A 26184-nucleotide genomic window follows, 5' to 3' on the forward strand; every position below is an offset into this window, starting at 1 on the left:
GACTCCGATCAGACGATTTTGACCAGGTAGCTGATCTTGTTGATCATGCCGCGCACGGCGGGCGTGTCCTGCAGCTCGCTGACGCTGTTGAGCTTGCGCAGGCCCAGGCCACGGACGGTGTCGCGGTGGGATTGCTTGGTTCCAATGGGGCTGCGCACCAGTTGAACCTTGACGGTGTTTTGAGTGGTCATGATCGCTCCAATCAACCCAGGATCTCTTCGACGGACTTGCCACGCTTGGCAGCCACGTCGGCAGGGGTCGTCGAATTCTTCAGTGCGTCCAGCGTGGCGCGCACCAGGTTGTAGGGGTTGCTCGAGCCATGGCTCTTGGCCACGACATCGGTGATGCCCAACACTTCGAACACCGCGCGCATCGGGCCGCCAGCGATGATGCCGGTACCCTTGGAAGCCGGCAGCATCATGACGTTGGAAGCGCCGTGCTCGCCGTGCACGCTGTGGTGCAGCGAGCCGTTCTTGAGCGACACCTTGATCATGTTGCGACGGGCCTGTTCCATGGCCTTCTGCACGGCCACCGGCACTTCACGCGCCTTGCCCTTGCCCATGCCCACGCGGCCATCGCCATCACCGACCACGGTCAGCGCTGCGAAACCGAGAATGCGACCGCCCTTGACCACCTTGGTCACGCGGTTGATCGCGATCATCTTCTCGCGCAGACCGTCTTCGTTCGCTTCTTTGTTGATGTTTGCCGTAAATTTAGCCATTTTGTGTATTCCGTTTGATCAGAACTGCAGACCGGCTTCACGAGCCGCGTCTGCCAGGGCTTTCACCCGGCCGTGGTAAGCAAAACCGGAACGGTCAAACGCCACCTTCTCGATGCCGGCGGCCTTCGCCTTTTCGGCGATGCGCTTGCCCACCAAGGCAGCGGCAGCGGTGTTGCCACCCTTGCCAGCGCCACCGATCTGGGCACGCACTTCGGCTTCGGCGGTCGATGCAGCAGCCAGCACGCGGCCGCCGTCGTCGGAGATGACGCTGGCGTAGATGTGCAGGTTGGTGCGGTTCACGCTCAGGCGCACGGCGCCTTGTTGCGCAATGCGGATGCGCGTTTGGCGGGCGCGGCGGAGACGTTGCTCTTTTTTGGTCAACATGATCCTGGTCCTTATTTCTTCTTGGTTTCCTTGATCACGACCTTTTCATCCGCATAACGGATGCCCTTGCCCTTGTAAGGCTCGGGGGGGCGAACGGCTCGCACCTCGGAAGCGATCTGGCCCACGCGCTGGCGGTCGGAACCCTTGATCAGGATTTCGGTCGGCGTCGGGGTTTCCACCTTGATGCCGGCGGGCATGTCCATCACCACGGGGTGGGAGTAGCCAACCGTCAGGTTGAGCTTGGCACCCTGTGCCTGGGCCTTGTAGCCCACGCCCAGCAGCGTCAGCTTCTTCTCGAAGCCCTTGCTCACACCATTGACCATGTTGTTGACCAGCTGGCGCATGGTGCCGGACATGGCATTGGCTTCGCGCGATTCGTCCACGGGGACGAAGGTCAGCGTGCCGGCCTTGTTCTCAACCTTGACCAGCGTGTTCAGCGTCAGCGCCAGGGCACCCAGGGCACCCTTGACATTGATCTGGTTGTCCTTGACGGCGACTTCCACCCCGGCTGGGACGGTGACCGGCAGTTTTCCAATACGTGACATTAATTTCTCCTCAATGCCCGCATCAGGCGACGTAACACAGGACTTCGCCACCGACACCGGTAGCGCGTGCCTTGCGGTCGGTCATCACGCCTTGCGGCGTGGTGACGATGGCCACGCCCAGACCGTTCTGAACCTGGGGGATGGCGTTGCGGCCACGGTAGACGCGCAGGCCGGGACGGCTCACGCGCTCGATGCGCTCGATCACGGGACGACCGGCGTAGTACTTGAGAGCGATCTCAAGTTCGTTCTTGCCGTCGGTGCTCTTGACCTGGAACCCGTCGATGTAACCCTCGTCCTTCAGGACCTGGGCGATCGCGGCCTTGACCTTGGAAGCCGGCATCGTCACAACGGCCTTCTCGACCATCTGTGCGTTGCGGATGCGGGTCAACATGTCAGCAATAGGATCACTCATGCTCATTTGTGGTTCTCCTAATGCTTACCAGCTGGCTTTGGTGATGCCGGGGATTTCACCGGCAAACGCCATTTCACGGACCTTGGCACGGGCCAGGCCGAAGTGGGCGAAGGTGCCACGCGGACGACCGGTGATCTCGCAGCGGTTGCGCTGACGGGTCGGGTTCGCGTTGCGGGGCAGCTTCTGCAGCGCCAGGCGGGCTGCATCGCGTTCTTCTTCGCTCTTCTTGGCGTCGTTGGACGTCGCCTTGAGTTCGGTGTATTTCTTGGCGAACTTGGCGGCGAGCTTCTCGCGCTTGAGTTCACGTTGGAGTAGTGCTTGTTTAGCCACGCGCCACCTCAGTTCTTGAACGGGAAACGGAAACCGGCCAGAAGAGCCTTGCACTCTTCGTCGTTCTTGGCGGTCGTCGTGATGCTGATGTTGAGACCGCGCAAGGCATCGACCTTGTCGTACTCGATCTCAGGGAAAATGATCTGTTCCTTGACGCCAACGTTGTAGTTGCCGCGACCGTCGAACGAACGGCCGGAGATGCCACGGAAGTCGCGCACGCGGGGCAGCGCCACGGTGACGAAACGGTCCAGGAATTCGTACATGCGCGCGCCACGCAGGGTGACCATGCAGCCAATGGCCTGCTGTTCACGGATCTTGAAACCCGCGATGGCCTTGCGGGCCTTGGTCACGACCGGCTTCTGGCCAGCGATCTTGGTCAGGTCGCCGACGGCGTTGTCCATGACCTTCTTGTCGGCCACGGCCTCGCTCACACCCATGTTGAGCGTGATCTTGGTGATGCGCGGCACTTCCATCGTCGACTTGTAGCCGAACTTCTTCATGAGGTCCGGGGCGATGGTGTCGCGGAAAACTTCTTGCAAACGTGCCATGGTCATGCCACCTTGATTTCTTCGCCGCTGGACTTGAAGACGCGCACTTTCTTGCCGTCGGCCAGGAGCTTGATGCCCACGCGATCCGCCTTGCCGGTGGCGCCATTGAAGATGGCGACGTTGGACTGGTGGATGGGCATGGTCTTTTCGATGATGCCGCCGGTGATGCCCTTCATGGGGTTCGGCTTGGCATGCTTCTTGACGAGGTTCACGCCTTCGACAACCAGGCGGCTGTCGTCGCTGCGCTGCAGCACCTTGCCGCGCTTGCCCTTGTCGCGACCGGCAATCACGATGACTTCATCGCCACTACGAATCTTGTTCATGATGAGTCCTCAGAGAACCTCGGGCGCCAGCGACACGATCTTCATGAACTTCTCGGTGCGCAGTTCGCGCGTGACCGGTCCGAAGATGCGGGTGCCGATGGGCTCCAGCTTGGCGTTGAGCAACACTGCTGCGTTGCCGTCGAATTTGATCAGGGCGCCGTCCTGACGACGGATGCCCTTGGCGGTGCGGACCACCACAGCGTTGTAAACCTCGCCTTTTTTGACGCGGCCACGGGGCGCTGCTTCCTTGATGCTGACTTTGATGACGTCGCCCACACTGGCGTAACGACGCTTGGAGCCGCCGAGCACCTTGATGCACATCACGGACTTCGCGCCCGTGTTGTCAGCAACATCGAGTCGAGATTGCGTTTGAATCATTTGATTTAAGTCCCAACTTGAATCCCCCCAGCCACCACGGCCGGGAGTGATCAGTCTTGGGCCCGTCGTTGAAGGCTTGCCGGGCATTGCACCCGGCTCACCCCCTTCGGTGGGCAGATAGCTCTTCGCCTTTTCAAGCGAAGCCGCGAATTATGGCATGGATGCGGCCGGCGCGTCAACTGGGGATGCAGAAACCGGCAGATACCGGGCGCACAGGGCCTGGAAAGCCGCCAGTTCCGGGTCGCCGGACAGCTCGTCGGCCAGGATCGCCGCCACGGCGGGCGCCAGGCGGGCGGCCTCGGTGGCATCCAGGAACAGGACGCGCCAGCGCCGGGCCAGCACATCCTCCACGGTCTGGGCGTACTCGAAGCGGGCGGCATAGCGCACCATGGCCTCGGTCAATCCGGCACCCAGCAGGTTCGCCTGCCCCGGGCAGGCCCCCACCTGCGGGGCTTCGGTCCCATATAAGTGAAGACCGGGTGGCGCATACAGCGGCGTGACCGGGCTGGCGGTGGCCCCGGCGCCCAGCAGCACGTGGCCGGCGCTCTGGCCACCGGCGCGGTGCGGCAGCAGGCGGCTGGCGAAGCAGCGCTCCAGCACGTCCTCGGCCATGGCGCGGTAGGTGGTCCATTTGCCGCCGGTGACGGTGACCAGGCCATTGGCATCCACCACGATGGTGTGTTCGCGCGACAACACCTTGGTGCCGCCCTCGGCCGCCTCGGCCGCCGCCACCAGGGGCCGCAGGCCGACCCAGAGGCTTCGGATGTCCGCGCGGCGCACCGGCCGGCTCAGCGCCTGGCTGGCTTCGCTGAGGATGAATTCCAGCTCTTCGGCGAAGGCGTCCGGTTCGCGCGGCAGGTCGCGGCGGGGGGTGTCGGTCGTGCCCAGCACCAGCTTGCCGAGCCAGGGCACGGCGAACAGCACCCGGCCATCGCGGGTCTTGGGCACCAGCAGGGCGTGGCCGCCGGGCAGGAAATCGCGGTCCACCACCACGTGCACCCCCTGGCTGGGGCTGACCATGTGGGAGGGCGTGCCACCCTGGTTCACCGGCGGCTGGGTGCGGTCGCGCAGGGCGTCCACCCAGACGCCCGCGGCGTTGACCACGCAGCGGGCCTGCAAGGGGAAGGTACCGCCGCCGCGCCGGTCGGTCACGTCCAGCACCGACATCGGTTGATCGGCGCCTGCGAGCTGGCGCACCGCCGTGACCTCGGCGTAGTTCAACACGCGGGCGCCCGCGGCCTCGGCGCTGCGCGCCAGCGCCAGCGCCAGGCGGGCGTCGTCGAACTGGCCGTCCCAGTACTTCACCCCGCCCCGCAGGCCGTCAGGCTTGACGCCGGGCAGGGCCTGCAGTGCCTGCGCCCGGTTGAGGAATTCGGTGCGGCCCAGGCCCGCGCCGCCGGCCAGCAGGTCGTACAGCTTGAGGCCGAGGCCGTAGAAAGGCGTCTGCCACCATCGATAGGACGGCATGACAAAGGGCAGCGGCTGCGCCAGGTGCGGCGCGATGCGCAGCACCGTGGCGCGCTCGGCCAGGGCTTCTCGCACCAGGGCCAGGTTGCCCTGCGCCAGATAACGCACACCACCGTGCAGCAGCTTGGTGGATCGCGAGGAGGTGCCACCCGCGAAGTCGTGCGACTCCAGCAGCACCACGGAGAAACCGCGCAGCGCCGCATCGAGCGCCACCCCCAGGCCGGTGGCCCCGCCACCGACCACCGCGAGGTCGTACACGCCATGGCGGGACAGCGATTCAAGCAGTTCTGCGCGTTTCATGGGGAGGTGGATGGTCCTCCGCACCCAGGCGGCGCGGAGGACGGTTGCTACAAAAGCCGATGCATCACATCAGCGGACCTTGCCATTCTTCCATGCGTTGAGCAGCTGGTCGTAGGCGATGGTCTCTCCCTTGGGCTTTTCGTTGGCCAGCTTCTTCCAGGGCGCGGCCTTGTCGCTCAGGTACTTGTTGGGATCGCCCTTGGGGTTGAGCTTGGGCGCGCAGCGCTCCATGCCGGCGCGCTCCAGGCGGCTCATGACCTGGTCCATCTGCTCGGCCAGGTTGTCCATCGCGGCCTGGGGCGTCTTCTCGCCGGTCACGGCCTGGGCCACGTTCTGCCACCAGAGCTGCGCGAGCTTGGGGTAGTCGGGCACGTTGGTGCCGGTGGGCGTCCAGGCCACGCGGGCCGGGCTGCGGTAGAACTCGACCAGGCCGCCCAGCTTGGGCGCGAGGTCGGTCATGGCCTTGCTCTGGATGTCGCTCTCGCGGATCGGGGTCAGGCCCACGATGGTCTTCTTCAGCGAGGTGGTCTTGGCGGTCACGAACTGCGCGTACAGCCAGGCCGCCGCGGTCTTGTTCTCGTCGTGGCCGTTGAAGAACGACCAGGAGCCCACGTCCTGGTAGCCGTTCTGCATGCCCTGCTTCCAGTAGGGGCCGTTCGGGCCGGGCGCCATGCGCCACTTGGGCGTGCCGTCGGCATTCACCACCGGCAGGCCGGGCTTGGTCATGTCGGCGGTGAAGGCGGTGTACCAGAAGATCTGTTGCGCGATCTGGCCCTGCGCGGGCACCGGCCCGGCTTCGCCGAAGGTCATGCCGGTGGCTTCCTTGGGCGCGTACTTCTTCATCCAGTCGATGTACTTGGTGAGGGCGTAAACAGCGGCCGGCGAGTTGGTGGCGCCACCGCGCGAGACGCTCGCGCCCTGCGGGTTGCAGCCATCGGCCGAGGCGCGGATGCCCCATTCGTCCACCGGCTTGCCGTTGGGGATGCCGATGTCGGCGGTGCCGGCCATGGACAGCCAGGCGTCGGTGAAGCGCCAGCCCAGCGACGGGTCCTTCTTGCCGTAGTCCATGTGGCCGTAGATCGGCTTGCCGTCGATGGTCTTGACGTCGTTGGTGAAGAACTCGGCGATGTCTTCGTAGGCGCTCCAGTTCAGCGGCACACCCAGGTCGTAGCCGTACTTGGCCTTGAACTTGTCCTTCAGGTCCTGGCGCGCGAACAGGTCGGCGCGGAACCAGTAGAGGTTGGCGAACTGCTGGTCGGGCAGCTGGTAGAGCTTCTTGTCGGGCGCGGTGGTGAAGCTGGTGCCGATGAAGTCCTTGATGTCCAGGCCGGGGTTGGTGTACTCCTTGCCCTTGCCGGCCATGTAGTCGGTCAGGTTCATCATCTTGCCGTAGCGGTAGTGCGTGCCGATCAGGTCGGAGTCGCTGATCCAGCCGTCGTAGATCGATTTGCCCGACTGCATGGAGGTCTGCAGCTTCTCGACCACGTCGCCTTCCTGGATCAGGTCGTGCTTGACGGTGATGCCGGTGATCTCGGCGAAGGCCTTGGCCAGCGTCTTGCTCTCGTACTCGTGCGTGGTGATGGTCTCGGACACTACCGAAATCTCTTTCACGCCTTTGGCCTTGAGCTTGGCGGCCGCGTCGATGAACCACTTCATCTCGGCCGCCTGCTGGGCCTTGGTGAGGGTGGAGGGCTGGAACTCGCTGTCGATCCACTTCTTGGCGGCGGCCTCGTCGGCCCACGCGGGCAAGGCACCCATGGCCAGCAACGCGGCCAGGGCCAGGGTGGTGTGTCGCAATTTCATGTCGTCTCCTCTAGCGGTGTGCTTCCCCGGTGTGTGAGAGATCTCGGCCCCGGGGAAGCATTGGGCCGAATCCACAAAGAAAACCGGCTCGCTCAGCCCTTGCGCATCACCAGCAGCAGCCAGCCCATGGAGAGCACGAAGGCGATCCAGATGCTGGGCTCCTGCTCCAGCGAGAACCACTGGGCGAACCAGCCCGCCAGGCCGATGAAGGCCAGGTTGATGTAGGCCACGCCGAGCAGGCCGATGAACAGGCGGTCGCCGCGCGAGGTGACCATGGGCAGGAAGCCCTTGCGCTCGACGGTGGGCGCCTTGACTTCCCACAGCGTCATGCCGGCGAGCATGAGCGCGATGCAGGTGAAGAACACGGCCACGGGTGTGGTCCAGACCATCCACTGAAACATGGTGAAGCTCCTCAGACGCGGCCCATCGCGAAGCCCTTCGCGATGTAGTGCCGCACAAACCAGATGACGATGGCGCCCGGCACGATGGTGAGCACGCCGGCCGCGGCCAGCGTGGCCCAGTCCATGCCGCTGGCGCTCACGGTGCGCGTCATCGTCGCCACGATGGGCTTGGCGTTCACGCTGGTGAGCGTGCGCGCCAGCAGCAGCTCGACCCAGCTGAACATGAAGCAGAAGAACGCCGCCACCCCCACGCCGGCCTTGATCAGCGGCAGGAAGATGGTGAAGAAGAAGCGCGGGAAGCTGTAGCCGTCGATGTAGGCCGTCTCGTCGATCTCGCGCGGGATGCCGCTCATGAAGCCTTCCAGGATCCACACCGCCAGCGGCACGTTGAACAGCAGGTGCGCCATGGCCACGGCGATGTGCGTGTCCATCAGGCCCAGCGTGGTGTAGAGCTGGAAGAAGGGCAGCAGGAACACGGCCGGCGGCGTCATGCGGTTGGTGAGCAGCCAGAAGAACACGTGCTTGTCGCCCAGGAAGCGGTAGCGCGAGAACGCGTAGGCCGCCGGCAGCGCCACGGTGAGCGAGATCACGGTGTTGATGCCGACGTAGATCAGGCTGTTGATGTAGCCCGAGTACCAGGACGGGTCGGTGAAGATGGTCCGGTAGTTGGCCCAGGTGAACTCGGCCGGCCACAGGGTGAAGGACGAGAGGATTTCCTGGTTGGTCTTGAAGCTCATGTTGACCATCCAGTAGATGGGCAGGAGCGCGAAGACCAGGTAGGCGATGAGGAAGAGCGTCCTCTTCCTGAAACGGCGCTTATCCATGACCCTGCTCCTTCTCCGACGTGCCCAGGCTCTGCATCCAGTTGTAGAGCACGAAGCAGAACAGCAGGATGATGAGGAAATAGATCAGCGAGAACGCCGCCGCCGGGCCGAGGTCGAACTGGCCCACCGCCTTGGTGGTGAGGTACTGCGAGAGGAAGGTGGTGGCGTTGCCGGGGCCGCCGCCGGTGAGCACGAAGGGCTCGGTGTAGATCATGAAGCTGTCCATGAAGCGCAGCAGCACCGCGATCATCAGCACGCCGCGCATCTTGGGCAGCTGGATGTAGCGGAACACGGCCCACTTGCTCGCGCCGTCGATGCTGGCGGCCTGGTAGTAGGCGTCGGGGATGCTGCGCAGGCCCGCGAAGGCCAGCAGCGCGACCAGCGGTGTCCAGTGCCACACGTCCATGATCAGCACCGTCCACCAGGCGTGCACCGGGTTGCCGGTGTAGCTGTAGTCCATGCCGGCCCACTGCAGGAAGTAGCCCATGAGGCCGATGTCGGCGCGGCCGAAGATCTGCCAGATGGTGCCGACCACGTTCCACGGGATCAGCAGCGACAGCGCCACCAGCACCAGCACGGCCGAGGACTTCCAGCCCTGCGCCGGCATGGACAGCGCCAGCGCGATGCCCAGCGGGATCTCCACCAGCAGCACCGCCAGCGAGAACTGGATCTGCCGCCACAGCGCCAGGTGCAGCTCTTCATCGCGCATCACGGCGGCGAACCATTCGGTGCCCACGAACACGCGGCGGTCGGGCGAAAGCACGTCCTGCACCGAGTAGTTCACCACCGTCATCAGCGGCAGCACGGCCGAGAAGGCCACGCAGAGGATCACCGGCAGCACCAGCCACCAGGCCTTCTGGTTCACGGGTTTGGTTGTATTGCTCATGCCACCAGCACCTCGTCCTTGTAAAAGCAGGTATGCCGCCCGAGCACGCGCAGGTGCACGGTCTCGCCCACCCCGGGCGCGCTGGCTTCGGGCGCCAGCCGGCACTTGAGGCGGTGTTCGCCCGCCTCGCAGGTCACCATCACGTAGGTGCCGATGTCCTGCACGCGCGTCACCGTCGCGGGCAGCGTGTCGGGCTCGCCCGCTTGGCCGATCGCCAGGTACTCGGGGCGGATGCCAAGCTTGACCGGCCCTTCGGGCAGCACCTGGCCGTTGGTGAGCGCCAGCGGGTGCTCCAGCACCACCACACCGCCGCGCACGCTGGTCGCGGGCAGGAAGTTCATGCCGGGCGAGCCGATGAAGTGGCCCACGAAGGTGTGCGCCGGCCGCTCGAACAGCGCCGCCGCCGCGCCCACCTGCACCGCCCGACCGCGCGTCATCACCACCACCTCGTCGGCGAAGGTCAGCGCCTCCACCTGGTCGTGCGTCACGTAGATCAGCGTGAGCTTGAGTTCGTGATGGATCTGCTTGAGCTTGCGCCGCAGCTGCCATTTCAGGTGCGGGTCGATCACGGTCAACGGCTCGTCGAACAGCACGGCCGACACGTCCGAGCGCACCAGGCCCCGGCCCAGCGAGATCTTCTGCTTCTGGTCGGCGGACAGGCCGGCCGCGCGCTGGTCGAGCTGGTGGCTCATCTCCAGCATCTCCGCGATGCGGCCCACGCGGTCTTTGATCTCGGGCTCGGGCACCTTGCGGTTGCGCAAGGGGAACGCGAGGTTCTGCGCCACGGTCATGGTGTCGTAGATCACCGGGAACTGGAACACCTGGGCGATGTTGCGTTGCTGCGGGCTCTGGCGCGTCACGTCCACGCCGTTGAAGCGCACCGTGCCTTGCGACGGCGCGAGCAGGCCCGAGATGATGTTGAGCATGGTGGTCTTGCCACAACCGGAGGGGCCGAGCAGCGCGTAGGCGCCGCCGTCCTCGAAAGTCATCTGCAGCGGCAGCAGCGCGTAATCCTCGTCCGCCTTGGGATGGGGCCGGTAGGCGTGCGCCAGGTCGAGTTCGATGCGTGCCATCAGCCCGCCCTCCCCGCGCGCGCCGGGGCCTGCACCAGCGGGCCCTCGGCATCGAAGACGAACAGCTGATCGGGCCGCAGGTACAGCGTGATGGGATCGCCCAGCGGGCAGTCATGCACGCCGGTGAGCTGGGCCACCAGCTCGCCCACGGCCGTGTGCACGTGCACAAACGTGTCCGACCCCGCGATCTCGGCCAGCTCCACGCGCCCGGGCACCGCCACGTCGCCGGGCCGCTGCACCACCCGCAGGCCACCGGCGCGCAGGCCGAGCGTGAGCCGCGCGGGCGCGTCGGCCGGCAAGGCCAGGGGCCAGACCTCGCCGCCGGCCACGCGCACACCGCCCGCGACCGCCTCGGCGGCCATCAGGTTCATCGGCGGGTCGCTGAAGGCGCGCGCCACGCGAATGCTCCTGGGCGCATGAAACACCTCGGCCGTGGGGCCGTACTGCAGCAGCTCACCCGCGTCCATCACCGCCGTGTGGCCCCCGAGCAGCAGGGCCTCGCCCGGCTCGGTGGTGGCGTAGACCACGGTGGAGTCGCTGGTGGCGAACAGGTGGGTGAGCTCCTCGCGCAGTTCCTCGCGCAGCTTGTAGTCCAGGTTCACCAGGGGTTCGTCGAACAGCATCAGCGGCGCCTGCTTGGCCAGGGCCCGCGCCAGCGCCACGCGCTGCTGCTGGCCGCCCGAGAGCTCGGCCGGCAGGCGGTCGAGGAAGGGTTCGATGTGCAGGCGCGCGGCCAGCTCGCGCACGCGCTGGTCCACGCCGCGCTCGCCGCGCAGGCGCATGGGCGAGGCGATGTTCTGCGCCACCGTCATGGAGGGGTAGTTGACGAACTGCTGGTAGACCATGGCCACGTTGCGCTGGCGCACCGGCACCCGCGTCACGTCCACCCCGTCGGCCAGCACCCGGCCGATGGTGGCCGTGTCCAGCCCGGCCATCACGCGCATCAGGCTGGTCTTGCCGGCCTGGGTCGCGCCCAGCAACACCGTCACCTCCCGCGGGGCCAGGTTCAGGCTCTGGGGATAGAGGTGGGCCGTTGGCCCGACGGTCTTGCCCACGTGCTCCAGTGACAGCTGCATTCGAGTCCCAGTGTGAAAAAGCGCACACCCGAAAGCAGGCGGCGATTCGTTTTGCCGATTATGTTGTTCGTTTATGTTCCTTTTTATTCGGTACTTACCCTGAGGAGGGCCCAAAAGAATTCCGTTATGTTCGGGTGGCCTTTTCACCCACGACCGCCCGCCCCGATGAACCTCAACCCCCGCCACACCCAGCTGCTCGACGAAGTGCGCGCCCACGGTCCCCAGACCATCGAAGCCCTGGCCGAGCGCTTCGGCGTCACGCTGCAGACCGTGCGCCGCGACGTGCAGCGCCTGGCCGAGGCCGGCCTGCTGTCGCGTTTTCACGGCGGGGTGCGGCAACCGGGTTCGACCACCGAGAACATCGCCTACCGCCAGCGCCAGGCCATGCAGGCGGACGCCAAGACGCGCATCGCCCGCGCCGTGGCCCGGCGCGTGCCCAACGGCTGCTCGCTGATCATGAACATCGGCACCACCATCGAGGCCGTGGCGCGCGAGCTGCAGCACCACCGGGGGTTGCGCGTGATCACCAACAACCTGCACATCGCCTCGCTCATGAGCACCAACCCCGACTGCGAGGTGATCGTGGCCGGCGGCCTGGTGCGCGGCGCCGATCAGGGCATCGTGGGCGAGGCCACGGTGGACTTCATGCGCCAGTTCCGGGTCGACATCGGCCTGATCGGCATCAGCGGCATCGAGGCCGACGGCACGCTGCGCGACTTCGACTACCGCGAAGTGAAGGTGGCGCGCGCCATCGTCGAGCAGTCGCGCGAGGTCTGGCTGGCCGCCGACCACAGCAAGTTCAACCGCCCCGCCATGGTCGAGCTCGCGCGGCTGGACGACATCGACGTGGTCTTCACCGACGTGGCGCCGCCGCCGCCGTTCGACGAGCTGCTGGCCCAGGCCAACGTCGAGTGCGTGCGCGCCGGCATCGGCACCGACAACGCCTGACCAACACTGTTCTCCCGGAAGACGCCATGACCTACCTGCTCGCCCTCGACCAGGGCACCTCCAGCTCGCGCAGCATCGTGTTCGACCGCCAGGGCCGCGTGGTCACCATGGCGCAGCGCGAGTTCCGCCAGATCTACCCGCAGCCGGGCTGGGTGGAGCACGACCCGCGCGACCTCTGGCAGACGCAGCTGGAGACCGCGCGCGAGGCCTTGAAGCAGGCGAAGCTGCGCGCCGACCAGATCCAGGCCGTGGGCATCACCAACCAGCGCGAGACCACACTGGTGTGGAACCGCCAGACCGGCGAGCCGGTGTACAACGCCATCGTCTGGCAGGACCGTCGCGCCGAGAACACCTGCGCCGAATTGCGCGAGCGCGGCGCGAGCGACACCGTGCTGCAGAAGACCGGCCTGCGCATCGACGCCTACTTCTCCGGCACCAAGCTCAAGTGGATCCTGGACCACGTGCCCGGGGCGCGCGCGCAGGCCGAGCGCGGCGAGCTCGCCTTCGGCACCGTGGACAGCTGGTTGATCTGGCAGCTCACCGGCGGCGAGCGCCATGTGACCGACGTGAGCAATGCCTCGCGCACCATGCTCTTCAACGTGCACACGCGCGAGTGGGACGACGAGCTGCTGGCCCTGCTCGACATCCCGAAGCGCCTGATGCCCGAGGCCCTGCCCTCCAGCGCGCACTTCGGCCGCATGAAGGCCGAGTGGCTGGGCGCGCCGCTGGAGATCGGCGGCGTGGCCGGCGACCAGCAGAGCGCGCTCTTCGGCCAGGCCTGCTTCACCGCCGGCATGGCCAAGAACACCTACGGCACCGGCTGCTTCATGCTGATGCACACCGGCGAACGTTTCCAGGTCAGCGAGAACGGTCTCATCACCACCGCCACCGCCCAACCACCCGGGCCACAGCAGTACGCGCTGGAGGGCAGCGTGTTCATCGGCGGCGCCGTGGTGCAGTGGCTGCGCGACGGCCTGAAGGCGATCCCCTCCAGCAGCGAAGTGCAGTCGCTCGCCGAGAGCGTGCCCGACGCGGGCGGCGTGGTGCTGGTGCCCGCCTTCACCGGCCTGGGCGCGCCCTACTGGCAACCCGAGGCGCGCGGCAGCATCACCGGCCTCACGCGCGGCACCACCATGGCCCACATCGCGCGCGCCGCGCTGGAGAGCATCGCCTTCCAGAGCGCGGCCCTGCTCGACGCCATGAGCCGCGACGCGCTGGCCGCCGGCGGTGTGCCGGTGAGCGAACTGCGCGTGGACGGAGGCGCCTGCGCGAACAATTTGCTGATGCAGATCCAGGCCGACCTGCTGGGCATTCCGGTGGTGCGGCCGGCGGTGATCGAAACCACCGCGCTCGGCGCGGCCTACCTGGCCGGCCTGCACAGCGGCATCTACGGTGGGCTGGACGAACTCTCGAAACAATGGCGCGCCGAACGCACCTTCCACCCCACGCTCTCGCGCGAGCGCGCGGCCGAGAAGATGGCGCAGTGGGAACACGCCGTGCGCCAGACCGTCGCGCCCTGATGCGACGCGCGACAATGGCGCGATGAGCAACACCTCCACCCACCCCACCATCACCTTCATCGGCGGCGGCAACATGGCCAGCGCCATCGTCGGCGGCCTGGTCCGCCAGGGCCATCCCGCCAGCGCCTTGCAGATCGTCGAGCCTTGGGACGAACAGCGCGCGAAGCTGGCGCAGCAGTTTCCCGGCGTCAGCGTGCTGCCGGCGGCCGGCCCCGCGCTCCAGCCCTCGGGCCTGGTGGTCTGGGCCGTGAAGCCGCAGACCTTCAAGGAAGCCGCGCTGGCCAGCGCGCCGCACCTGAAGGAGGCGTTGCACCTGAGCGTGGCCGCCGGCATCACCAGCGAGAGCATGGCCGGCTGGTTGCAGACGCAGCGCATCGTGCGCGCCATGCCCAACACCCCGGCCCTGGTCGGTCTGGGCATGACCGGCCTGTTCGCCCGCGCGGGCGCCAGCGACGCCGACCGCGCGCTGGTGGAGGCCGTGGTGAAGACAACTGGCGACCTGGTGTGGGTGGCCGAGGAGGCCCAGCTGGACGCCGTGACCGCGCTCTCGGGCTCGGGTCCGGCCTACGTGTTCTATTTCCTCGAAGCCATGCGCGACGCGGGTGCCCGCATGGGCCTGCCGCCCGAGGTGGCCTACCAGCTCGCGGTGGGCACCTTCGTCGGCGCGGCCACGCTGGCCCAGCGCTCGGAGGACCCGCCACAGACGCTGCGCGAGCGCGTCACATCCAAAGGTGGTACGACCTACGCCGCGCTCACGTCGATGGACGCGGCGGGTGTGAAAGCCCAGTTTGAAGAGGCGCTGTTCGCGGCACAGAAACGCGCCGAGGAGCTTGGGCGCGAGTTCGGGAAGTAAACGTTACGTTGTTTCTCTCGCTGCTCGCGGACGCGGCGCACTCTGCTCCGCGGCTGTCCTCCGGCCGGCTGCGCCGGCCTCCCCCTTTACGCCGCTGCGCAGAGCACGCCGCATCCGCGAGCGGGTGTCACAAACGAGAAAGCCGCTCCTGCGCCGGTGGGCGTGGTGTGTTCTGCGCAGCGGCGTAAAGGAGGAGGCGGCACCAGCCGCCGGGGGACAGCCGCGGAGCAGAGCACACCGCGCCCGCCGGCCGCGAGGTCCAACGATCGAAACTCAAAGCAACCCGAGCACCACGCCCACAAACACCGTGAAGCCCAACCAGTGGTTGAGCCGGAAGGCCTTGAAGCAGCCCTCGCGCGTGCGCTCCTTGATCAAGGTGAAGTGCCAGACCACCTGGGCCAGCGCCACCACCAGCATGGCGCCCCAGACCCAGGGATTCACCACCGCCCAGAGCGTGGCCGTCCAGATCGCCAGGAACACCAGGTAGAAGCCCGTGACAGCGGGCACATCGGCCCGGCCCAATGTGATGGCCGAGGTCTTCATGCCGATGCGCAGGTCGTCGTCGCGGTCCACCATGGCGTACTCGGTGTCATAGGCCAACACCCAAAACAGGTTGCCCACCATCAGCACCCAGGCCAGCAGCGGCACCTGCGACTGCACCGCCGCGAACGCCATCGGCACGCCGAAGCTGAAAGCCACACCCAGCACCGCCTGCGGCATGGACACATAGCGCTTGGCGTAGGGGTAGATCAGCGTGATCGTCAGCGCGGCGAACGACATCAGCACCGTGAGCGTGTTGGTGGTGAGCACCAGCCCGAAGGCCGCCAGCGCCAGCACGGCCCCCACCGCGAGCGCCTCGCGCGTGGAGACCTTGCCCGAGGTGACCGGGCGCTGCGCCGTGCGCTTGACGTGCTTGTCGAATTCACGATCGGCCACGTCGTTCACACAGCAGCCCGCGCTGCGCATGAGGATGGTGCCCAGCACGAACACCGCCAGCAGGTGCCAGCCCGGGAAACCGCCCGCGGCCACCCACAGCGCGGCCAGCGAAGGCCAGAGCAGCAGCAGCCAGCCCGCGGGCCGGTTCCAGCGGATCAGGTCGAGGTACAGCGACAGGCGCGACGGCGCGGGCGAGGTGGCGGCAACCATGGCAGGCGAATCACTCCTCGAGCAGCGAACGCAGCATCCAGGCGGTCTGCTCGTGCACCGTCAGGCGCTGCGTCAGCAGGTCGGCGGTGGGCTCGTCGCCCGCCTTCTCCACCACGGGGAACAACTGGCGCGCGGTGCGCGCCACCGCCTCGTGGCCCTGCACCAGGATGCGCACCATCTCCAGCGCCTTGGGCGGCGTGGCCGGCACATCGGGCACCGAGCTGAGCTTGCCGAACTGCGCGTAGCTGCCCGGCGCCGCGTGGCCCAGCGAGCGGATGCGCTCGGCCACCGGATCGACCGCGTTCCACAGCTCGGTGTACTGCGTCATGAACATGGTGTGCAACGACGTGAACATCGGACCGGTCACGTTCCAGTGGAAGTTGTGCGTGGTCAGGTACAGCGTGTAGGTGTCGGCCAGCAGCTGCGACAGGCCCTTGGCGATGGCGGCGCGGTCCTTCTCGCCGATGCCGATGTTGATCGCGGGGGCGGTGACGGTGCCTCGGGGTTTGGCCATGGTGTGCTCCTTGGGATGGTGAATGGAAAGGAAAAACTAGGACAGGCGTTTGACGCCCGGCAGCTCGCAGGCGTAGATGGCGTTGCGCAGTTCGGCGATGGCCTCGTAGCGCGTGAAGCTGCGCCGCCAGGCCAGCACCACGCGCCGCGTGGGCGCCTCGCCCTGGAACGGCAGGTAACGCACGTAGGACGAATCGCCGAAGTCCTGGCCCGGCGCGCTCGCGCCGTCCAGCGCCGAGGACGGCACCGACAGGCGCGGCACCAGCGTCACGCCCATGCCGGCGGCGACCATGTGTTTGATCGTCTCCAGCGAGGAACCTTCGAAGCTCTTGCGGATGCCTTCGGCGTCGTTCGAGAAGCGCGCGAACTCGGGGCAGACCTCCAGCACGTGGTCGCGGAAGCAGTGGCCCGTGCCCAGCAGCAGCATGGTCTCGCGCTTGAGCTCTTCGTTGGTGATGTGCTCCTGCTTCGCCAGCGGATGGGTGTGCGGCACGGCGGCCAGGAAGGGCTCGTCGTACAGCGGCGCGATGGCGAGGTTGGTGTCGGGAAAGGGCTCGGCCAGGATGGCGCAGTCGATCTCGCCCAGGCGCAGCTGTTCCAGCAGCTTGACGGTGAAGTTCTCCTGCAGCATCAGCGGCATCTGCGGCGTGCGGTCGATGACGTGGCGCACCAGGTCGGGCAGCAGGTAGGGGCCGATGGTGTAGATCACGCCCAGCCGCAGCGGCCCGGCCAGCGGGTCCTTGCCGCGCTTGGCGATCTCCTTGATGGCGGCGGCCTGCTCCAGCACGGTCTGCGCCTGGCGCACGATCTCCTCGCCCAGCGGCGTCACCGCGATCTCGGTGGCGTTGCGCTCGAAGATCTTGAGCTCGAGTTCCTCTTCCAGCTTCTTGATGGCCACCGACAGCGTGGGCTGCGACACATAGCAGGCCTCGGCGGCCTTGCCAAAGTGCTTCTCCCTCGCCACGGCCACGATGTACTTGAGTTCGGTGAGCGTCATGGGGTGCTATTTTGCGCCCGTGGCCCGCGGCGTGCAGGGCGCCTCAGCCATTCACTCAGGCTTTCAGGTACTCGGCCTTGCCGCCGAGCCAGCGCGCGATGTGTTTTTCCGCCGCCGCCGGGTGCTGGGTGAGCATCACCGGCGCGGCCTCGCGCGCCCAGTCGAGCAGGTGGGTATCGGTCGCCAGGTCGGCGAAGCGCAGCAGCGGCGCACCCGACTGGCGCGCGCCGAGGAACTCGCCCGGGCCGCGGATCTCCAGGTCGCGGCGCGCGATCTCGAAGCCGTCGCTGGTGTCGGCCATGGCCTTCAGGCGCTCGCGCGCGGTCTCGCCCAGGCGCCCGCCATCGGGCGGCGTGTACATCAGCACACAGGCCGAGGCCGCCGCGCCGCGCCCCACGCGCCCACGCAGCTGGTGCAGCTGCGAGAGCCCGAAGCGCTCGGCGTGTTCGATCACCATCAGCGAGGCGTTGGGCACGTCCACCCCGACTTCGATCACGGTGGTGGAAACCAGCACGCCCATCTGCCCACCGGTGAACAGCGACATCACGGCCTTCTTCTCGGCCACCGGCATGCGCGAATGCAAGAGGCCGACCAGCACGCCGGGCAGGGCCTGCGACAGCTCGGCGTGCGTGGCTGTGGCGTTCGAGAGGTCGATCGCCTCGCTCTCCTCGATCAGCGGACAGACCCAGTAGACCTGCCGGCCCTGCCCGAGCTGGCCGCGGATGCGCTCGATCACCTCGGCGCGGCGACTGTCGGCCACCACCTTGGTGACGATGGGCGTGCGCCCGGGCGGCAGTTCGTCGATGGTCGACACGTCGAGGTCGGCGTAATAGCTCATCGCGAGCGTGCGCGGAATCGGTGTGGCCGTCATCATCAGCAGGTGCGGCTCCTGCTCGGTGCCGTCTTCCGCCACGCCCACCTTGCTGCGCAGCGCCAGCCGCTGCGCCACGCCGAAGCGGTGCTGCTCGTCGATGATGGCCAGCGCGAGGTGCTTGAACACCACCTGGTCCTGGATGACGGCGTGCGTGCCCACCACCAGCGCGGCCTCGCCGCTGGCGATCAGGGCCAGCATCTCGCCGCGCTGCTTTTTCTTCTGGCTGCCGGTGAGCCAGGCCACGCGCTTGCCCAGCGGCGCGAGCAAGGGCTCCAGCCAGCCGATGAGCTTGGCGAAGTGCTGCTCGGCCAGGATCTCGGTCGGCGCCATCAGCGCGCACTGCCAGCCCGCGTCGATGGCGATGGCGGCGGCCAGCGCCGCCACCACCGTCTTGCCCGAGCCCACATCGCCCTGCAGCAGCCGGTGCATGGGCACCTGGCGCAGCAGGTCGCGCGCGATCTCCTCGCCCACGCGGCGCTGCGCGGCGGTGAGCGCGAACGGCAGCGCACCCAGCAGCTGCTCGTGCAGCCCGCCCGCAGCGGCGCGCAGGGCGGGCGCGCGCAAGGCGGCGCGCTCCTGCTTGGCCGTGAACTGCGAGAGCTGCTGCGCCAGCAACTCCTCCGCCTTGAGGCGCTGCCAGGCCGGGTGGCTGCGGTCTTCCAGCGCGTCGAGCGACACGTCCGGCCCCGGGTGGTGCAGGTACTGCAGCGCGTCGCGCAGCGTCCAGGTGCCGCGCACCACGGCCTGCAGGCCGCCCAGCAGCGCGGGCGGCAGCGTCTCGCTCAGGTCGGCGCGCTTGAGGCCGCTGGCCACGGCCTTGCGGAGGTAGGCCTGCGGCAGCTGCGCGCTGGTGGGGTAGACGGGGGTGAGCGCGTCGGGCAGCTCGCCACCGGCCGCGTGGAACGCCGGGTGCACCATGGTCCAGCCCAGGAAGCCGCCGCGCAGTTCGCCGCGCACGCGCACCCGCTCACCCACCGCCAGCGTCTTCTGGTGCGCCGGGTAGAAGGTGAAGAAACGCAGCGTGCAGGTGTCGGTGCCGTCGTCCAGCGTCACCAGCAGCTGGCGGCGCGGGCGAAAACTGATCTCGCTGTTCGTCACCGTGCCCTCGATCTGCGCCAGCTGGCCGTCGCGCGCGCCGCGCAGGCTCACGATGCGGGTCTCGTCCTCGTAGCGCAGGGGCAGGTGCAGGGCCAGGTCGATGTCGCGCACCAACCCGAGCTTGTGCAAGGCCTTCTGAGGGGCAGACAGGGGCTTGCGGGCAGGGGTGGCGTCGGGCATGGGACAATTCTGCCCGGTTCCCAACCCCTCCTTTTCACTTGGCACGGGCCTTGTTCGGCCCTCAAGCAGCATGACCGCTTCTTCTTTCCCCGACACCGTCGCGCGCCCCTTCACCGTCGCCGACTTCGACTTCCACCTCCCCCCCGAGCTGATCGCCCAGCACCCCGCCCCCGAGCGCAGCGCCTCGCGCCTGCTCGACGGCACCGGCCCCGCGCCGGTGGACCGCGTGTTCCGCGCGCTGCCCGCCCTGTTGAACGACGGCGACCTGCTGGTGTTCAACGACACCCAGGTCGTCAAGGCGCGCCTCTTTGGCCAGAAGGCCAGCGGCGGCCAGCTGGAAATGCTGATCGAGCGCGTGCTGCTGCCCCACGAGGCCAGCGACGGCACGGCGCACGAGGTGGTGGCCCACCTGCGCGTGAGCAAGAAGCCCCAGCCCGGCGGCCGCCTGCACATGGCCGGCGGCCTGAAGGGCGGCGGGTTCGACGCGGTCTTTCTCGGTCGCTGGCCCGACGAGCAGGGCCAGCTGTTCCGCTTCCGCCTGCACGGCCCGGCCGGTGACACGCCCTACGAGCTGATGGCGCGCCACGGCCACGTGCCCCTGCCGCCTTACATCACCCACGCCGACGAGGCCGACGACGAGCGCCGCTACCAGACGGTGTTCGCGCGCGTGCCGGGCGCGGTGGCCGCGCCCACCGCCGCCCTGCACTTCGACGAGGCCGTGCTGGCCGCGCTCGACGCGCGCGGCGTGCGCCGCGCCAGCGTCACCCTGCACGTGGGCGCGGGCACCTTCGCGCCCATGAAGGCAGGGCGCATCGAAGACCACGTGATGCACCACGAGCGCTACGCCATTCCCCCCGAAACGCTGCAAGCCATCGCCGACTGCCGCGCGCGCGGCGGCCGCGTGGTGGCGGTCGGCACCACCACCGTGCGCACGCTGGAGAGCTGGGCGCGTTCGGGCGAGACCCAGGGCGACACCAACATCTTCATCACCCCGGGCTTCGGCTTCCGCGTGGTGGACCTGATGGTGACCAACTTCCACCTGCCGCAGTCCACGCTGATGATGCTGGTGAGCGCCTTCGCCGGCTACGACCGCATCCGCGCGCTGTACGACCACGCCATCGCCGGGCGCTACCGCTTCTTCAGCTATGGCGACGCCATGCTGCTGCGCCGCGCCTGAACCGTCTCACCATGCGCCCTCTGCTCCTGGCCCTGCTCGCCCTGTTGCTGCCCCCCGCCGCGCCAGCCGCCCAGCCCCTGTACGCGGCTAAGGGCCGTTGCGACGGCCACCCGGGCATCGCGTTGAAGGTGCCCGATGGCTGGTGCGCGGGCCTGGTGGCCGATGCGCGCGATGGCCTGCGCATGCCGCGCCGCCTGCTGGCCGTGGCGCCGCACCGGTTCTGGATCATCGACATGGGCAACTGGGAGCCGCGCCGAGGCCGCCTGCTGGAGCTGCGCACCGATCTCGCGCGCGGCGAGGCCGGGCGCGTGCGCGTGCTCGCCAGCGGCCTGGACCGCCCGCACGGCCTGGCCCTGGGGCCGGACGGCCGCGTCTACATCGGCGAAGCCGGCACCGTGTGGCGCACGCCGGTGGGCGAGGCGGTGCAGCGGCAGGACGTGATCACCGGCCTGCCCACCGGCGGCGCGCACCCGCTCAAGGAACTGGCCTTCACGCCCGATGGCCGCCTGCTGGTCAACCTGGGCTCGGTCACCGACGCCTGCCGGGGCGACGACCAGCAGCAGCCCCAGCCCTGCCGCGAACTCACCGGCCCGCAGCCGCGCGCCGCGGTCTACGTGGCCCGTTTCGGCGGCGCGGACTTCGCGCTGCAGAGCTTCCAGGCCCTGGCCACCGGCCTGCGCAACTCGCTCGGCCTGGCCGGCACGAGCGCGCGCGACGGCACGGTGCGCCTGTGGCAGGCCGAGAACTCGGTGGACTACACCGACGCGGCACTGCCCGCCGAGGAACTCAACGAGCTGAAGGACGGCGCGTCCTACGGCTGGCCCTACTGCGTGAGCGATGCGCGCGGCAAGGCCGTGCCGGCGCGCGGCTACGAAGGCCGGGCGCGCTGCGCCACGCACACGGCGGCCCACGCGGCTTGGCCGGCGCACGTGGCCCCGCTGCAACTGCTCAGCGCGCCCCAGGCCCTCACCACCGGTCCGTTCGCCGGTCGCCTGCTCGCCGTCTGGCATGGCTACCGCACGGGCGGCCACCGCGTCGTGGCCTGGCGGCTCGACGAACACGGCCGCCCTGGCGGCGCGCGCGAAGACCTGGTGAGCGGCTGGCACGCCCAGGTGGGCGTGCGCCCGCTGGGCACCCCCGCCGGCATCACCCTCGACGCCGAGGGCCGCCTGTGGATCGTCGAAGACCGCAACCGCAGCGTGATCGTGATCGCGCCCAGCCCACCCTGAACACCCGTCCCCCAAGAGACCCACCATGCTCCAGTTCGACCTGCTCACCACCGACCCAAACAGCCACGCGCGCCGCGGCCGCCTCACGCTCAACCACGGCGTGGTGCAGACCCCCATCTTCATGCCCGTGGGCACCTACGGCACCGTCAAGGGCGTGATGCCACAAAGCCTGCACGACATGGGCGCGCAGATCATCCTGGGCAACACCTTCCACCTCTGGATGCGCCCGGGCCGCGAGGTGATGCAAAGCTTCGGCGGCCTGCACGCCTTCGAGCAATGGCACAAACCCATCCTCACCGACTCGGGCGGCTTCCAGGTCTGGTCGCTCGGCGCGATGCGCAAGATCACCGAAGAAGGCGTGACCTTCGCCTCGCCGGTCAACGGCGACAAGCTGTTCATGTCGCCCGAGGTCAGCATGCAGATCCAGACCGGGCTGAACAGCGACATCGTGATGCAGCTCGACGAGTGCACGCCGTACGAGACCAACGGCCACCTCACCACCGAGGCCGAGGCGCGCAAGAGCATGGAGATGAGCCTGCGCTGGGCCAAGCGCTCGCAGGACGAATTCGCGCGGCTGGAGAACCCCAACGCGCTGTTCGGCATCGTGCAGGGCGGCATGTTCGAGCACCTGCGCCAGGAGTCGCTGGACGCACTGGTCGAGATGGACTTCCCTGGTTACGCCATCGGCGGCGTGAGCGTGGGCGAGCCCAAGGAACAGATGCTGCAGATCATGGCGCACACGCCGCACCGCCTGCCCGCGCACAAGCCGCGTTACCTCATGGGCGTGGGCACGCCCGAAGACCTGGTGCAGGGCGTGGCCGACGGCGTGGACATGTTCGACTGCGTCATGCCCACGCGCAACGCGCGCAACGGCACGCTGTTCACGCGCTTTGGCGACCTGAAGATCCGCAACGCGCGCCACAAGACCGACCACCAGCCGCTGGACGCCACCTGCACCTGCCACGCCTGCGCCGGGAAAAGCGGCGTGAGCTGGGCCGACGGCGGGCGCGACGGCTTCAGCCGCGCCTACCTGCACCACCTGGACCGCTGCGGCGAAATGCTCGGCCCCATGCTGACCACCATCCACAACCTGCACTACTACCTGAACCTCATGCGCGAGGTGCGCGAGGCGCTGGACGCCGGCACCTTCAGCGCCTTCCAGGCGAAGTTCAAGACCGATCGCGCGCGCGGGGTCTAGCTCTCGACCTTCGCCGCCGGTTCACCACACGAGTAGCAGTACCGCGCGAACGCGCTCTTGCGCGCCTGGCAGGCCGTGCAGTGGTTGTGCAGGCCCATGCCACAGTGCGGGCAGAAGTCGTTCTTCGGGTCCTTCAGGTCCACCGCGCGCTCGCAGCCCGGGCACACGCCCTTGGCCAGGCGGGTCTGCGCGAGGTCGTAGTCCAGCTCCTGGCGGCGCTGCCGATCGGGCAGCGCCTCGGTCTGCTGCTGGCGCTCGAGGTAACGCTGCAGCGCCTGGATCGCGTAGCGCCCCCCAATCACCGTGAGCACGATGCCCACGATGTAGCGCACATAACCGCCGTAGCTCGGCAGGTAAGGCACGAGCTCGACGAAAAACGCGAACAGCGCGAAGAAGATGAAGCCCCAGACGAAGGGCCAGTAGGTGCTCTTGCGCTGCTTCGCGAACAGCCAGCCCGCCACCACCAGCAGGGGCAGCGTGAGCGCCAGCCGGTAGAGGAACACGCGCAGCTCCTGCGCGCGCTGGGCCGATTCGTAGGACTGGCGCGCGTCTTCCTGCATCTGCTGCAGTTCATCCTGGGCGCGCTGCTGCACCTGCCGCGCGTCAAGCGCTGCCTGACGTTGTGACTCCACCGCCGCAAGCGCCTCGCGCTCGGCCTGGCGGTAACCGTCGAGCTGCCGCGTGCGCTCGATCAGTTCCGGGTCCTGCTCGGGCCGCTGCGTGGCCTGGCGGGTATTCAACCAGTTGCCGAAGGTGTCGCGTGCCGCGCGGTGGTTGGCCTGCGCGGCCTGGTGCTGAAGCTGCGCCTGATCGAGCGCGTCCCGGGCCTCGCGCGCCCTGCGTTGCGCGGTCTCGATGACCTGCCGAACCTGCGGCGCACGCTGCGGGTCCAGAAAGTCGTCGAGCGTGCGCTGCTGCTCGACCTGCGGCAGGTCGCCCACGATGGTGCTGCCCAGCCCCACCAGGAACCACGCGAACACGAAGGCCACCAGCCAGAGGCCTCGGTGGAACCACTTCTCCGACCAACGCAATGCCTTGCCCATGTTCAGTCCTCCAGAAAGTTGCACCGTTTTACAACGCCAGCGCCTGCGGCGCGGACGCCATGCCGCTGCGAGAGAGCCATTCGAACACCGAATCCACCGTCACGGTCTCGATGCGGTCGGCAAACCGCTTCTCGTTCGGGTGGTCGTCGAAGGCCACGTTGGCCGTGCCGGCGCGCGCGCCGAGCCGCGTGAACGCGCCCAGCTTGAGCGTGGTCGGCTGGTAGCCCTTGAAACGCAGCCAGGCCTGGGCCTGTTCGCGCGTGCCGACACCGCTTTCGGCCGCCATCGCGAGGGTTTCGATCGCCCACTGGTTGGACTGCTGGTAACGCTGGCCCCAGGCGTAGCTCACCAGGTTGTAGGGCCGCGCGTGCAGGGCCACCGAGCGCCGGGGGTCGTTCAACAGCTCGAACAGCGGCGCCTGCAGGGCCGGGGCCGGCACCACCCACGCGGCTTCCTGGCGCCACAGGTCGTCCAGGAAAAACTCGCCCAGGCCCTGGCGGTACAGGTCGCCGGTGGCGGTGCCGCACTGGTTGAGCTTGTGCAGCACGCGCCAGGGCCCTTGCGCCGTCTTGTAGGCCCAGCCCAGGTGCGAGTAGCGCAGCTGGTACTTGCTCAGGTCCTGCCCGGCGCGGCCCAGCACCACCACGCGCGCGCCGCTGCGGGCGTGCTCGGCGTCCAGCGCCTGCGCGGTCCTCTGCGCCAGCGCCATGCCCTGCTCGATGGTGTGCGCGGTGAGCGGCTTCTGTTCGCAGGATCGGCCGGCGTGGGCCACCGCCGTGAACATCAACGCGGCAGCGCATCCGCAAGCGAAACGCAGCGCGGCCTTCATTGCGTCACCCGTTCGTTGTGCAGCAGGGCGCGGCCCAGCTCGTTGGGGATGAAGGCCAGCACCTCGCCCGCCGCCGAGAGCAGCACGCCGGTGCCGATCACGCTGACCGCCACGACGGTGCCCACGCCGACCACCACACCCGAGGCCGCGCGCCCGGCGACCTCCACGCTGGCGCGGGCGCCGTCGGAAGCGCGTTCCAGCACATAGACCGTGCCGCGCGCGGTGCTCTCCACCGTTTTCACCACCAGCACCGCACCGGCGGTGGAGAAGGCCACCGGCAGCACGCTGACGGCCGCCGCGCCCGCCGAGGCGGTGACGACGACGGACGCCACGGGCAACAGGGACAACGCGGCCGAGGCCTCGCTCTGCGCCCGGGCCGGGGCGCTGGCCAGGGACAAGGCCAGGCAGACGCTGGCGAGCAGCGACATCGATTTCAGTTTGAACGTGTTCATGGAAGACTCCGGCTGAAAAAGAAAAGAAGGGGTGGGTCGGTTCATTCGGCGGTGCCGGCGGCGCGTTCCTGCATCGCCTGCTGACGGCCGCGAATCTGGGCCTCGCTCAGGTCGGCCTCGTGGCGGTCGCGCAGGGTCTTGGCCAGCGTGAACGCCGAGGTGACGAGGTAGAGCCAGCTCACGCCCAGGTAGGCGCGGTAGGTGTCGTTGATCTCCATGCGCATCAGGCCCCAGCCGGTCAGGCCCATGGCGACGGCAAAACCGCCCCAGACCACGATGCGCCACATCGGCGTTTCGGCCTCGCCACTGAGCGCGGCCTTCTGGCCATCGCGCACCGCCTTGGACAACACGAACACGGTCGAGAGACAGAACACGTAGCCCATCACCATGAACGCGCGGTCCAGCGACTGCCCCGGCAGCCAGGCCAGGCCGGTGGCGCACAGGAAGACGGCGACACCGAACGAGACCCACACCTGCAGTTGCCAGGCACGGGTGTCGCGCATCACGATGAGGGAAGAACGGTTCGAGGCCATGTGAAAACCCTTGGGGTTGTTGAGGAGCCGCGATGGTGCCGCTGGCGCGCCTCGAAAGACCCGGGAAACTCGACCTGTATCGAAAAATGGCTGATCGGGTATCGATTTGCGATACCCGATCAG

Annotated in this window: 30 protein-coding genes; 6 read left to right on the forward strand and 24 right to left on the reverse strand. The window is 68.1% G+C overall.

Features of this window, described 5'->3' with window-relative positions; genetic code table 11:
* Positions 1 to 8: 8 nt before the first annotated feature.
* The 16 genes from rpmD to AC1Q9M_RS20670 all read right to left on the reverse strand — a co-directional run bounded on the left by rpmD (position 9) and on the right by AC1Q9M_RS20670 (position 11471).
* Positions 9 to 191, reverse strand: coding sequence for a 50S ribosomal protein L30 (rpmD, locus tag AC1Q9M_RS20595; RefSeq protein ID WP_159589446.1), 183 nt, complete (start codon positions 189 to 191; stop codon positions 9 to 11).
* An 11-nt stretch (positions 192 to 202) separates the two neighbouring features.
* Positions 203 to 721: a 30S ribosomal protein S5 gene (gene rpsE, locus AC1Q9M_RS20600; protein WP_159589444.1), complete on the reverse strand. Its 519-nt coding sequence runs from the start codon at positions 719 to 721 to the stop codon at positions 203 to 205.
* 18 nt (positions 722 to 739) lie between these two features.
* On the reverse strand, positions 740 to 1105 hold the full coding sequence (rplR, locus tag AC1Q9M_RS20605) for a 50S ribosomal protein L18 (protein ID WP_382153742.1): 366 nt from the start codon (positions 1103 to 1105) through the stop codon (positions 740 to 742).
* An 11-nt stretch (positions 1106 to 1116) separates the two neighbouring features.
* The gene (rplF, locus tag AC1Q9M_RS20610) at positions 1117 to 1650 is read right to left on the reverse strand and encodes a 50S ribosomal protein L6 (protein ID WP_382325751.1); all 534 of its coding nucleotides are present in this window, start codon (positions 1648 to 1650) and stop codon (positions 1117 to 1119) included.
* 22 nt (positions 1651 to 1672) lie between these two features.
* Positions 1673 to 2068, reverse strand: coding sequence for a 30S ribosomal protein S8 (rpsH, locus tag AC1Q9M_RS20615; RefSeq protein ID WP_382153739.1), 396 nt, complete (start codon positions 2066 to 2068; stop codon positions 1673 to 1675).
* A gap of 18 nt (positions 2069 to 2086) precedes the next feature.
* A complete protein-coding gene (gene rpsN, locus AC1Q9M_RS20620; RefSeq protein WP_382153736.1) occupies positions 2087 to 2392 on the reverse strand; it encodes a 30S ribosomal protein S14 in 306 nt (101 codons plus the stop codon).
* Positions 2393 to 2400: 8 nt separating this feature from the next.
* The gene (gene rplE / locus AC1Q9M_RS20625) at positions 2401 to 2940 is read right to left on the reverse strand and encodes a 50S ribosomal protein L5 (RefSeq protein WP_297396180.1); all 540 of its coding nucleotides are present in this window, start codon (positions 2938 to 2940) and stop codon (positions 2401 to 2403) included.
* A 2-nt stretch (positions 2941 to 2942) separates the two neighbouring features.
* Entirely contained in the window at positions 2943 to 3263 is a 321-nt protein-coding gene (rplX, locus tag AC1Q9M_RS20630) for a 50S ribosomal protein L24 (protein WP_066267894.1), read from the reverse strand.
* A 9-nt stretch (positions 3264 to 3272) separates the two neighbouring features.
* Positions 3273 to 3641, reverse strand: a complete 369-nt coding sequence (rplN, locus tag AC1Q9M_RS20635) for a 50S ribosomal protein L14 (protein ID WP_009514936.1) — start codon at positions 3639 to 3641, stop codon at positions 3273 to 3275.
* A 150-nt stretch (positions 3642 to 3791) separates the two neighbouring features.
* Positions 3792 to 5408, reverse strand: coding sequence for a glycerol-3-phosphate dehydrogenase/oxidase (locus tag AC1Q9M_RS20640; protein ID WP_492435517.1), 1617 nt, complete (start codon positions 5406 to 5408; stop codon positions 3792 to 3794).
* A 69-nt stretch (positions 5409 to 5477) separates the two neighbouring features.
* Complete coding sequence (locus tag AC1Q9M_RS20645) at positions 5478 to 7211, reverse strand: ABC transporter substrate-binding protein (RefSeq protein ID WP_382153730.1); 1734 nt, start codon at positions 7209 to 7211, stop codon at positions 5478 to 5480.
* A gap of 92 nt (positions 7212 to 7303) precedes the next feature.
* A complete protein-coding gene (locus AC1Q9M_RS20650) occupies positions 7304 to 7612 on the reverse strand; it encodes a DUF2160 domain-containing protein (RefSeq protein WP_492435520.1) in 309 nt (102 codons plus the stop codon).
* A gap of 11 nt (positions 7613 to 7623) precedes the next feature.
* The gene (locus tag AC1Q9M_RS20655; protein WP_382322111.1) at positions 7624 to 8436 is read right to left on the reverse strand and encodes a carbohydrate ABC transporter permease; all 813 of its coding nucleotides are present in this window, start codon (positions 8434 to 8436) and stop codon (positions 7624 to 7626) included.
* Positions 8429 to 9322, reverse strand: coding sequence for a carbohydrate ABC transporter permease (locus AC1Q9M_RS20660; RefSeq protein ID WP_382153722.1), 894 nt, complete (start codon positions 9320 to 9322; stop codon positions 8429 to 8431). The genes AC1Q9M_RS20655 and AC1Q9M_RS20660 overlap by 8 nt, the downstream gene beginning before the upstream one ends.
* Complete coding sequence (locus tag AC1Q9M_RS20665; protein WP_382322112.1) at positions 9319 to 10395, reverse strand: ABC transporter ATP-binding protein; 1077 nt, start codon at positions 10393 to 10395, stop codon at positions 9319 to 9321. The genes AC1Q9M_RS20660 and AC1Q9M_RS20665 overlap by 4 nt, the downstream gene beginning before the upstream one ends.
* Complete coding sequence (locus tag AC1Q9M_RS20670; RefSeq protein ID WP_492435523.1) at positions 10395 to 11471, reverse strand: ABC transporter ATP-binding protein; 1077 nt, start codon at positions 11469 to 11471, stop codon at positions 10395 to 10397. The genes AC1Q9M_RS20665 and AC1Q9M_RS20670 overlap by 1 nt, the downstream gene beginning before the upstream one ends.
* 165 nt (positions 11472 to 11636) lie before the next feature.
* Here AC1Q9M_RS20670 and AC1Q9M_RS20675 point away from each other — a divergent pair, with 165 nt between their 5' ends.
* The 3 genes from AC1Q9M_RS20675 to proC are packed head-to-tail and all read left to right on the forward strand — an operon-like array spanning position 11637 to position 14792.
* A complete protein-coding gene (locus tag AC1Q9M_RS20675) occupies positions 11637 to 12419 on the forward strand; it encodes a DeoR/GlpR family DNA-binding transcription regulator (protein ID WP_382153716.1) in 783 nt (260 codons plus the stop codon).
* Positions 12420 to 12445: 26 nt separating this feature from the next.
* Complete coding sequence (gene glpK, locus AC1Q9M_RS20680; RefSeq protein WP_492435526.1) at positions 12446 to 13939, forward strand: glycerol kinase GlpK; 1494 nt, start codon at positions 12446 to 12448, stop codon at positions 13937 to 13939.
* A gap of 22 nt (positions 13940 to 13961) precedes the next feature.
* Positions 13962 to 14792 (forward strand): pyrroline-5-carboxylate reductase, encoded by an 831-nt coding sequence (gene proC, locus AC1Q9M_RS20685; protein WP_492435528.1) that lies wholly within the window; start codon positions 13962 to 13964, stop codon positions 14790 to 14792.
* Between the two features lie 273 nt (positions 14793 to 15065).
* On the opposite strand, the gene ubiA is transcribed toward proC, so the two are convergent.
* From ubiA to recG, 4 genes are read right to left on the reverse strand one after another with little or no spacing between them, the layout of a single operon-like run.
* Positions 15066 to 15938 (reverse strand): 4-hydroxybenzoate octaprenyltransferase, encoded by an 873-nt coding sequence (ubiA, locus tag AC1Q9M_RS20690; protein ID WP_492435530.1) that lies wholly within the window; start codon positions 15936 to 15938, stop codon positions 15066 to 15068.
* Positions 15939 to 15948: 10 nt separating this feature from the next.
* On the reverse strand, positions 15949 to 16452 hold the full coding sequence (locus AC1Q9M_RS20695; RefSeq protein WP_291111885.1) for a Dps family protein: 504 nt from the start codon (positions 16450 to 16452) through the stop codon (positions 15949 to 15951).
* A gap of 36 nt (positions 16453 to 16488) precedes the next feature.
* Positions 16489 to 17448: a hydrogen peroxide-inducible genes activator gene (locus tag AC1Q9M_RS20700; RefSeq protein WP_382153707.1), complete on the reverse strand. Its 960-nt coding sequence runs from the start codon at positions 17446 to 17448 to the stop codon at positions 16489 to 16491.
* Positions 17449 to 17503: 55 nt separating this feature from the next.
* Positions 17504 to 19600, reverse strand: a complete 2097-nt coding sequence (gene recG, locus AC1Q9M_RS20705) for an ATP-dependent DNA helicase RecG (RefSeq protein WP_492435532.1) — start codon at positions 19598 to 19600, stop codon at positions 17504 to 17506.
* Positions 19601 to 19670: 70 nt separating this feature from the next.
* Between recG and queA the strand changes: the two genes are divergently transcribed.
* Genes queA through tgt form a run of 3 tightly spaced genes read left to right on the forward strand, consistent with a single transcriptional unit; the run spans position 19671 to position 23204 of the window.
* Entirely contained in the window at positions 19671 to 20777 is a 1107-nt protein-coding gene (queA, locus tag AC1Q9M_RS20710; protein WP_492435534.1) for a tRNA preQ1(34) S-adenosylmethionine ribosyltransferase-isomerase QueA, read from the forward strand.
* 11 nt (positions 20778 to 20788) lie between these two features.
* The gene (locus AC1Q9M_RS20715) at positions 20789 to 22006 is read left to right on the forward strand and encodes a PQQ-dependent sugar dehydrogenase (RefSeq protein WP_492435536.1); all 1218 of its coding nucleotides are present in this window, start codon (positions 20789 to 20791) and stop codon (positions 22004 to 22006) included.
* Between the two features lie 25 nt (positions 22007 to 22031).
* Positions 22032 to 23204: a tRNA guanosine(34) transglycosylase Tgt gene (gene tgt / locus AC1Q9M_RS20720; RefSeq protein ID WP_382322119.1), complete on the forward strand. Its 1173-nt coding sequence runs from the start codon at positions 22032 to 22034 to the stop codon at positions 23202 to 23204.
* Here tgt and AC1Q9M_RS20725 read toward each other — a convergent pair.
* From AC1Q9M_RS20725 to AC1Q9M_RS20740, 4 genes are read right to left on the reverse strand one after another with little or no spacing between them, the layout of a single operon-like run.
* Positions 23201 to 24247 carry a serine endopeptidase gene (locus AC1Q9M_RS20725; RefSeq protein WP_492435538.1) on the reverse strand — a complete coding sequence of 349 codons (1047 nt, stop codon included), beginning with the start codon at positions 24245 to 24247 and terminating at the stop codon, positions 23201 to 23203. The two genes, tgt and AC1Q9M_RS20725, sit on opposite strands and share 4 nt — an antisense overlap.
* A 28-nt stretch (positions 24248 to 24275) precedes the next feature.
* Entirely contained in the window at positions 24276 to 25076 is an 801-nt protein-coding gene (locus AC1Q9M_RS20730; RefSeq protein ID WP_382322120.1) for a DUF2145 domain-containing protein, read from the reverse strand.
* Positions 25073 to 25528 carry a hypothetical protein gene (locus tag AC1Q9M_RS20735; RefSeq protein ID WP_382328141.1) on the reverse strand — a complete coding sequence of 152 codons (456 nt, stop codon included), beginning with the start codon at positions 25526 to 25528 and terminating at the stop codon, positions 25073 to 25075. Before AC1Q9M_RS20735 ends, AC1Q9M_RS20730 begins: the two co-directional genes overlap by 4 nt.
* 41 nt (positions 25529 to 25569) lie before the next feature.
* Positions 25570 to 26061 carry a YiaA/YiaB family inner membrane protein gene (locus AC1Q9M_RS20740; RefSeq protein WP_382322121.1) on the reverse strand — a complete coding sequence of 164 codons (492 nt, stop codon included), beginning with the start codon at positions 26059 to 26061 and terminating at the stop codon, positions 25570 to 25572.
* Positions 26062 to 26184 lie beyond the last annotated feature (123 nt).

Source organism: Hydrogenophaga sp. GW823-FHT04C09 (assembly GCF_058796355.1).

Excerpts from the sequence above, each read along its gene's own strand:
- rpmD (WP_159589446.1), bottom strand. The coding sequence starts at position 191 with ATGACCACTCAAAACACCGTCAAGGTTCAACTGGTGCGCAGCCCCATT.
- rpsE (WP_159589444.1), bottom strand. The coding sequence starts at position 721 with ATGGCTAAATTTACGGCAAACATCAACAAAGAAGCGAACGAAGACGGT.
- rplR (WP_382153742.1), bottom strand. The coding sequence starts at position 1,105 with ATGTTGACCAAAAAAGAGCAACGTCTCCGCCGCGCCCGCCAAACGCGC.
- rplF (WP_382325751.1), bottom strand. The coding sequence starts at position 1,650 with ATGTCACGTATTGGAAAACTGCCGGTCACCGTCCCAGCCGGGGTGGAA.
- rpsH (WP_382153739.1), bottom strand. The coding sequence starts at position 2,068 with ATGAGCATGAGTGATCCTATTGCTGACATGTTGACCCGCATCCGCAAC.
- rplE (WP_297396180.1), bottom strand. The coding sequence starts at position 2,940 with ATGGCACGTTTGCAAGAAGTTTTCCGCGACACCATCGCCCCGGACCTC.
- rplX (WP_066267894.1), bottom strand. The coding sequence starts at position 3,263 with ATGAACAAGATTCGTAGTGGCGATGAAGTCATCGTGATTGCCGGTCGC.
- rplN (WP_009514936.1), bottom strand. The coding sequence starts at position 3,641 with ATGATTCAAACGCAATCTCGACTCGATGTTGCTGACAACACGGGCGCG.
- AC1Q9M_RS20640 (WP_492435517.1), bottom strand. The coding sequence starts at position 5,408 with ATGAAACGCGCAGAACTGCTTGAATCGCTGTCCCGCCATGGCGTGTAC.
- AC1Q9M_RS20645 (WP_382153730.1), bottom strand. The coding sequence starts at position 7,211 with ATGAAATTGCGACACACCACCCTGGCCCTGGCCGCGTTGCTGGCCATG.
- AC1Q9M_RS20650 (WP_492435520.1), bottom strand. The coding sequence starts at position 7,612 with ATGTTTCAGTGGATGGTCTGGACCACACCCGTGGCCGTGTTCTTCACC.
- AC1Q9M_RS20655 (WP_382322111.1), bottom strand. The coding sequence starts at position 8,436 with ATGGATAAGCGCCGTTTCAGGAAGAGGACGCTCTTCCTCATCGCCTAC.
- AC1Q9M_RS20660 (WP_382153722.1), bottom strand. The coding sequence starts at position 9,322 with ATGAGCAATACAACCAAACCCGTGAACCAGAAGGCCTGGTGGCTGGTG.
- AC1Q9M_RS20665 (WP_382322112.1), bottom strand. The coding sequence starts at position 10,395 with ATGGCACGCATCGAACTCGACCTGGCGCACGCCTACCGGCCCCATCCC.
- AC1Q9M_RS20670 (WP_492435523.1), bottom strand. The coding sequence starts at position 11,471 with ATGCAGCTGTCACTGGAGCACGTGGGCAAGACCGTCGGGCCAACGGCC.
- AC1Q9M_RS20675 (WP_382153716.1), top strand. The coding sequence starts at position 11,637 with ATGAACCTCAACCCCCGCCACACCCAGCTGCTCGACGAAGTGCGCGCC.
- glpK (WP_492435526.1), top strand. The coding sequence starts at position 12,446 with ATGACCTACCTGCTCGCCCTCGACCAGGGCACCTCCAGCTCGCGCAGC.
- proC (WP_492435528.1), top strand. The coding sequence starts at position 13,962 with ATGAGCAACACCTCCACCCACCCCACCATCACCTTCATCGGCGGCGGC.
- ubiA (WP_492435530.1), bottom strand. The coding sequence starts at position 15,938 with ATGGTTGCCGCCACCTCGCCCGCGCCGTCGCGCCTGTCGCTGTACCTC.
- AC1Q9M_RS20695 (WP_291111885.1), bottom strand. The coding sequence starts at position 16,452 with ATGGCCAAACCCCGAGGCACCGTCACCGCCCCCGCGATCAACATCGGC.
- AC1Q9M_RS20700 (WP_382153707.1), bottom strand. The coding sequence starts at position 17,448 with ATGACGCTCACCGAACTCAAGTACATCGTGGCCGTGGCGAGGGAGAAG.
- recG (WP_492435532.1), bottom strand. The coding sequence starts at position 19,600 with ATGCCCGACGCCACCCCTGCCCGCAAGCCCCTGTCTGCCCCTCAGAAG.
- queA (WP_492435534.1), top strand. The coding sequence starts at position 19,671 with ATGACCGCTTCTTCTTTCCCCGACACCGTCGCGCGCCCCTTCACCGTC.
- AC1Q9M_RS20715 (WP_492435536.1), top strand. The coding sequence starts at position 20,789 with ATGCGCCCTCTGCTCCTGGCCCTGCTCGCCCTGTTGCTGCCCCCCGCC.
- tgt (WP_382322119.1), top strand. The coding sequence starts at position 22,032 with ATGCTCCAGTTCGACCTGCTCACCACCGACCCAAACAGCCACGCGCGC.
- AC1Q9M_RS20725 (WP_492435538.1), bottom strand. The coding sequence starts at position 24,247 with ATGGGCAAGGCATTGCGTTGGTCGGAGAAGTGGTTCCACCGAGGCCTC.
- AC1Q9M_RS20730 (WP_382322120.1), bottom strand. The coding sequence starts at position 25,076 with ATGAAGGCCGCGCTGCGTTTCGCTTGCGGATGCGCTGCCGCGTTGATG.
- AC1Q9M_RS20735 (WP_382328141.1), bottom strand. The coding sequence starts at position 25,528 with ATGAACACGTTCAAACTGAAATCGATGTCGCTGCTCGCCAGCGTCTGC.
- AC1Q9M_RS20740 (WP_382322121.1), bottom strand. The coding sequence starts at position 26,061 with ATGGCCTCGAACCGTTCTTCCCTCATCGTGATGCGCGACACCCGTGCC.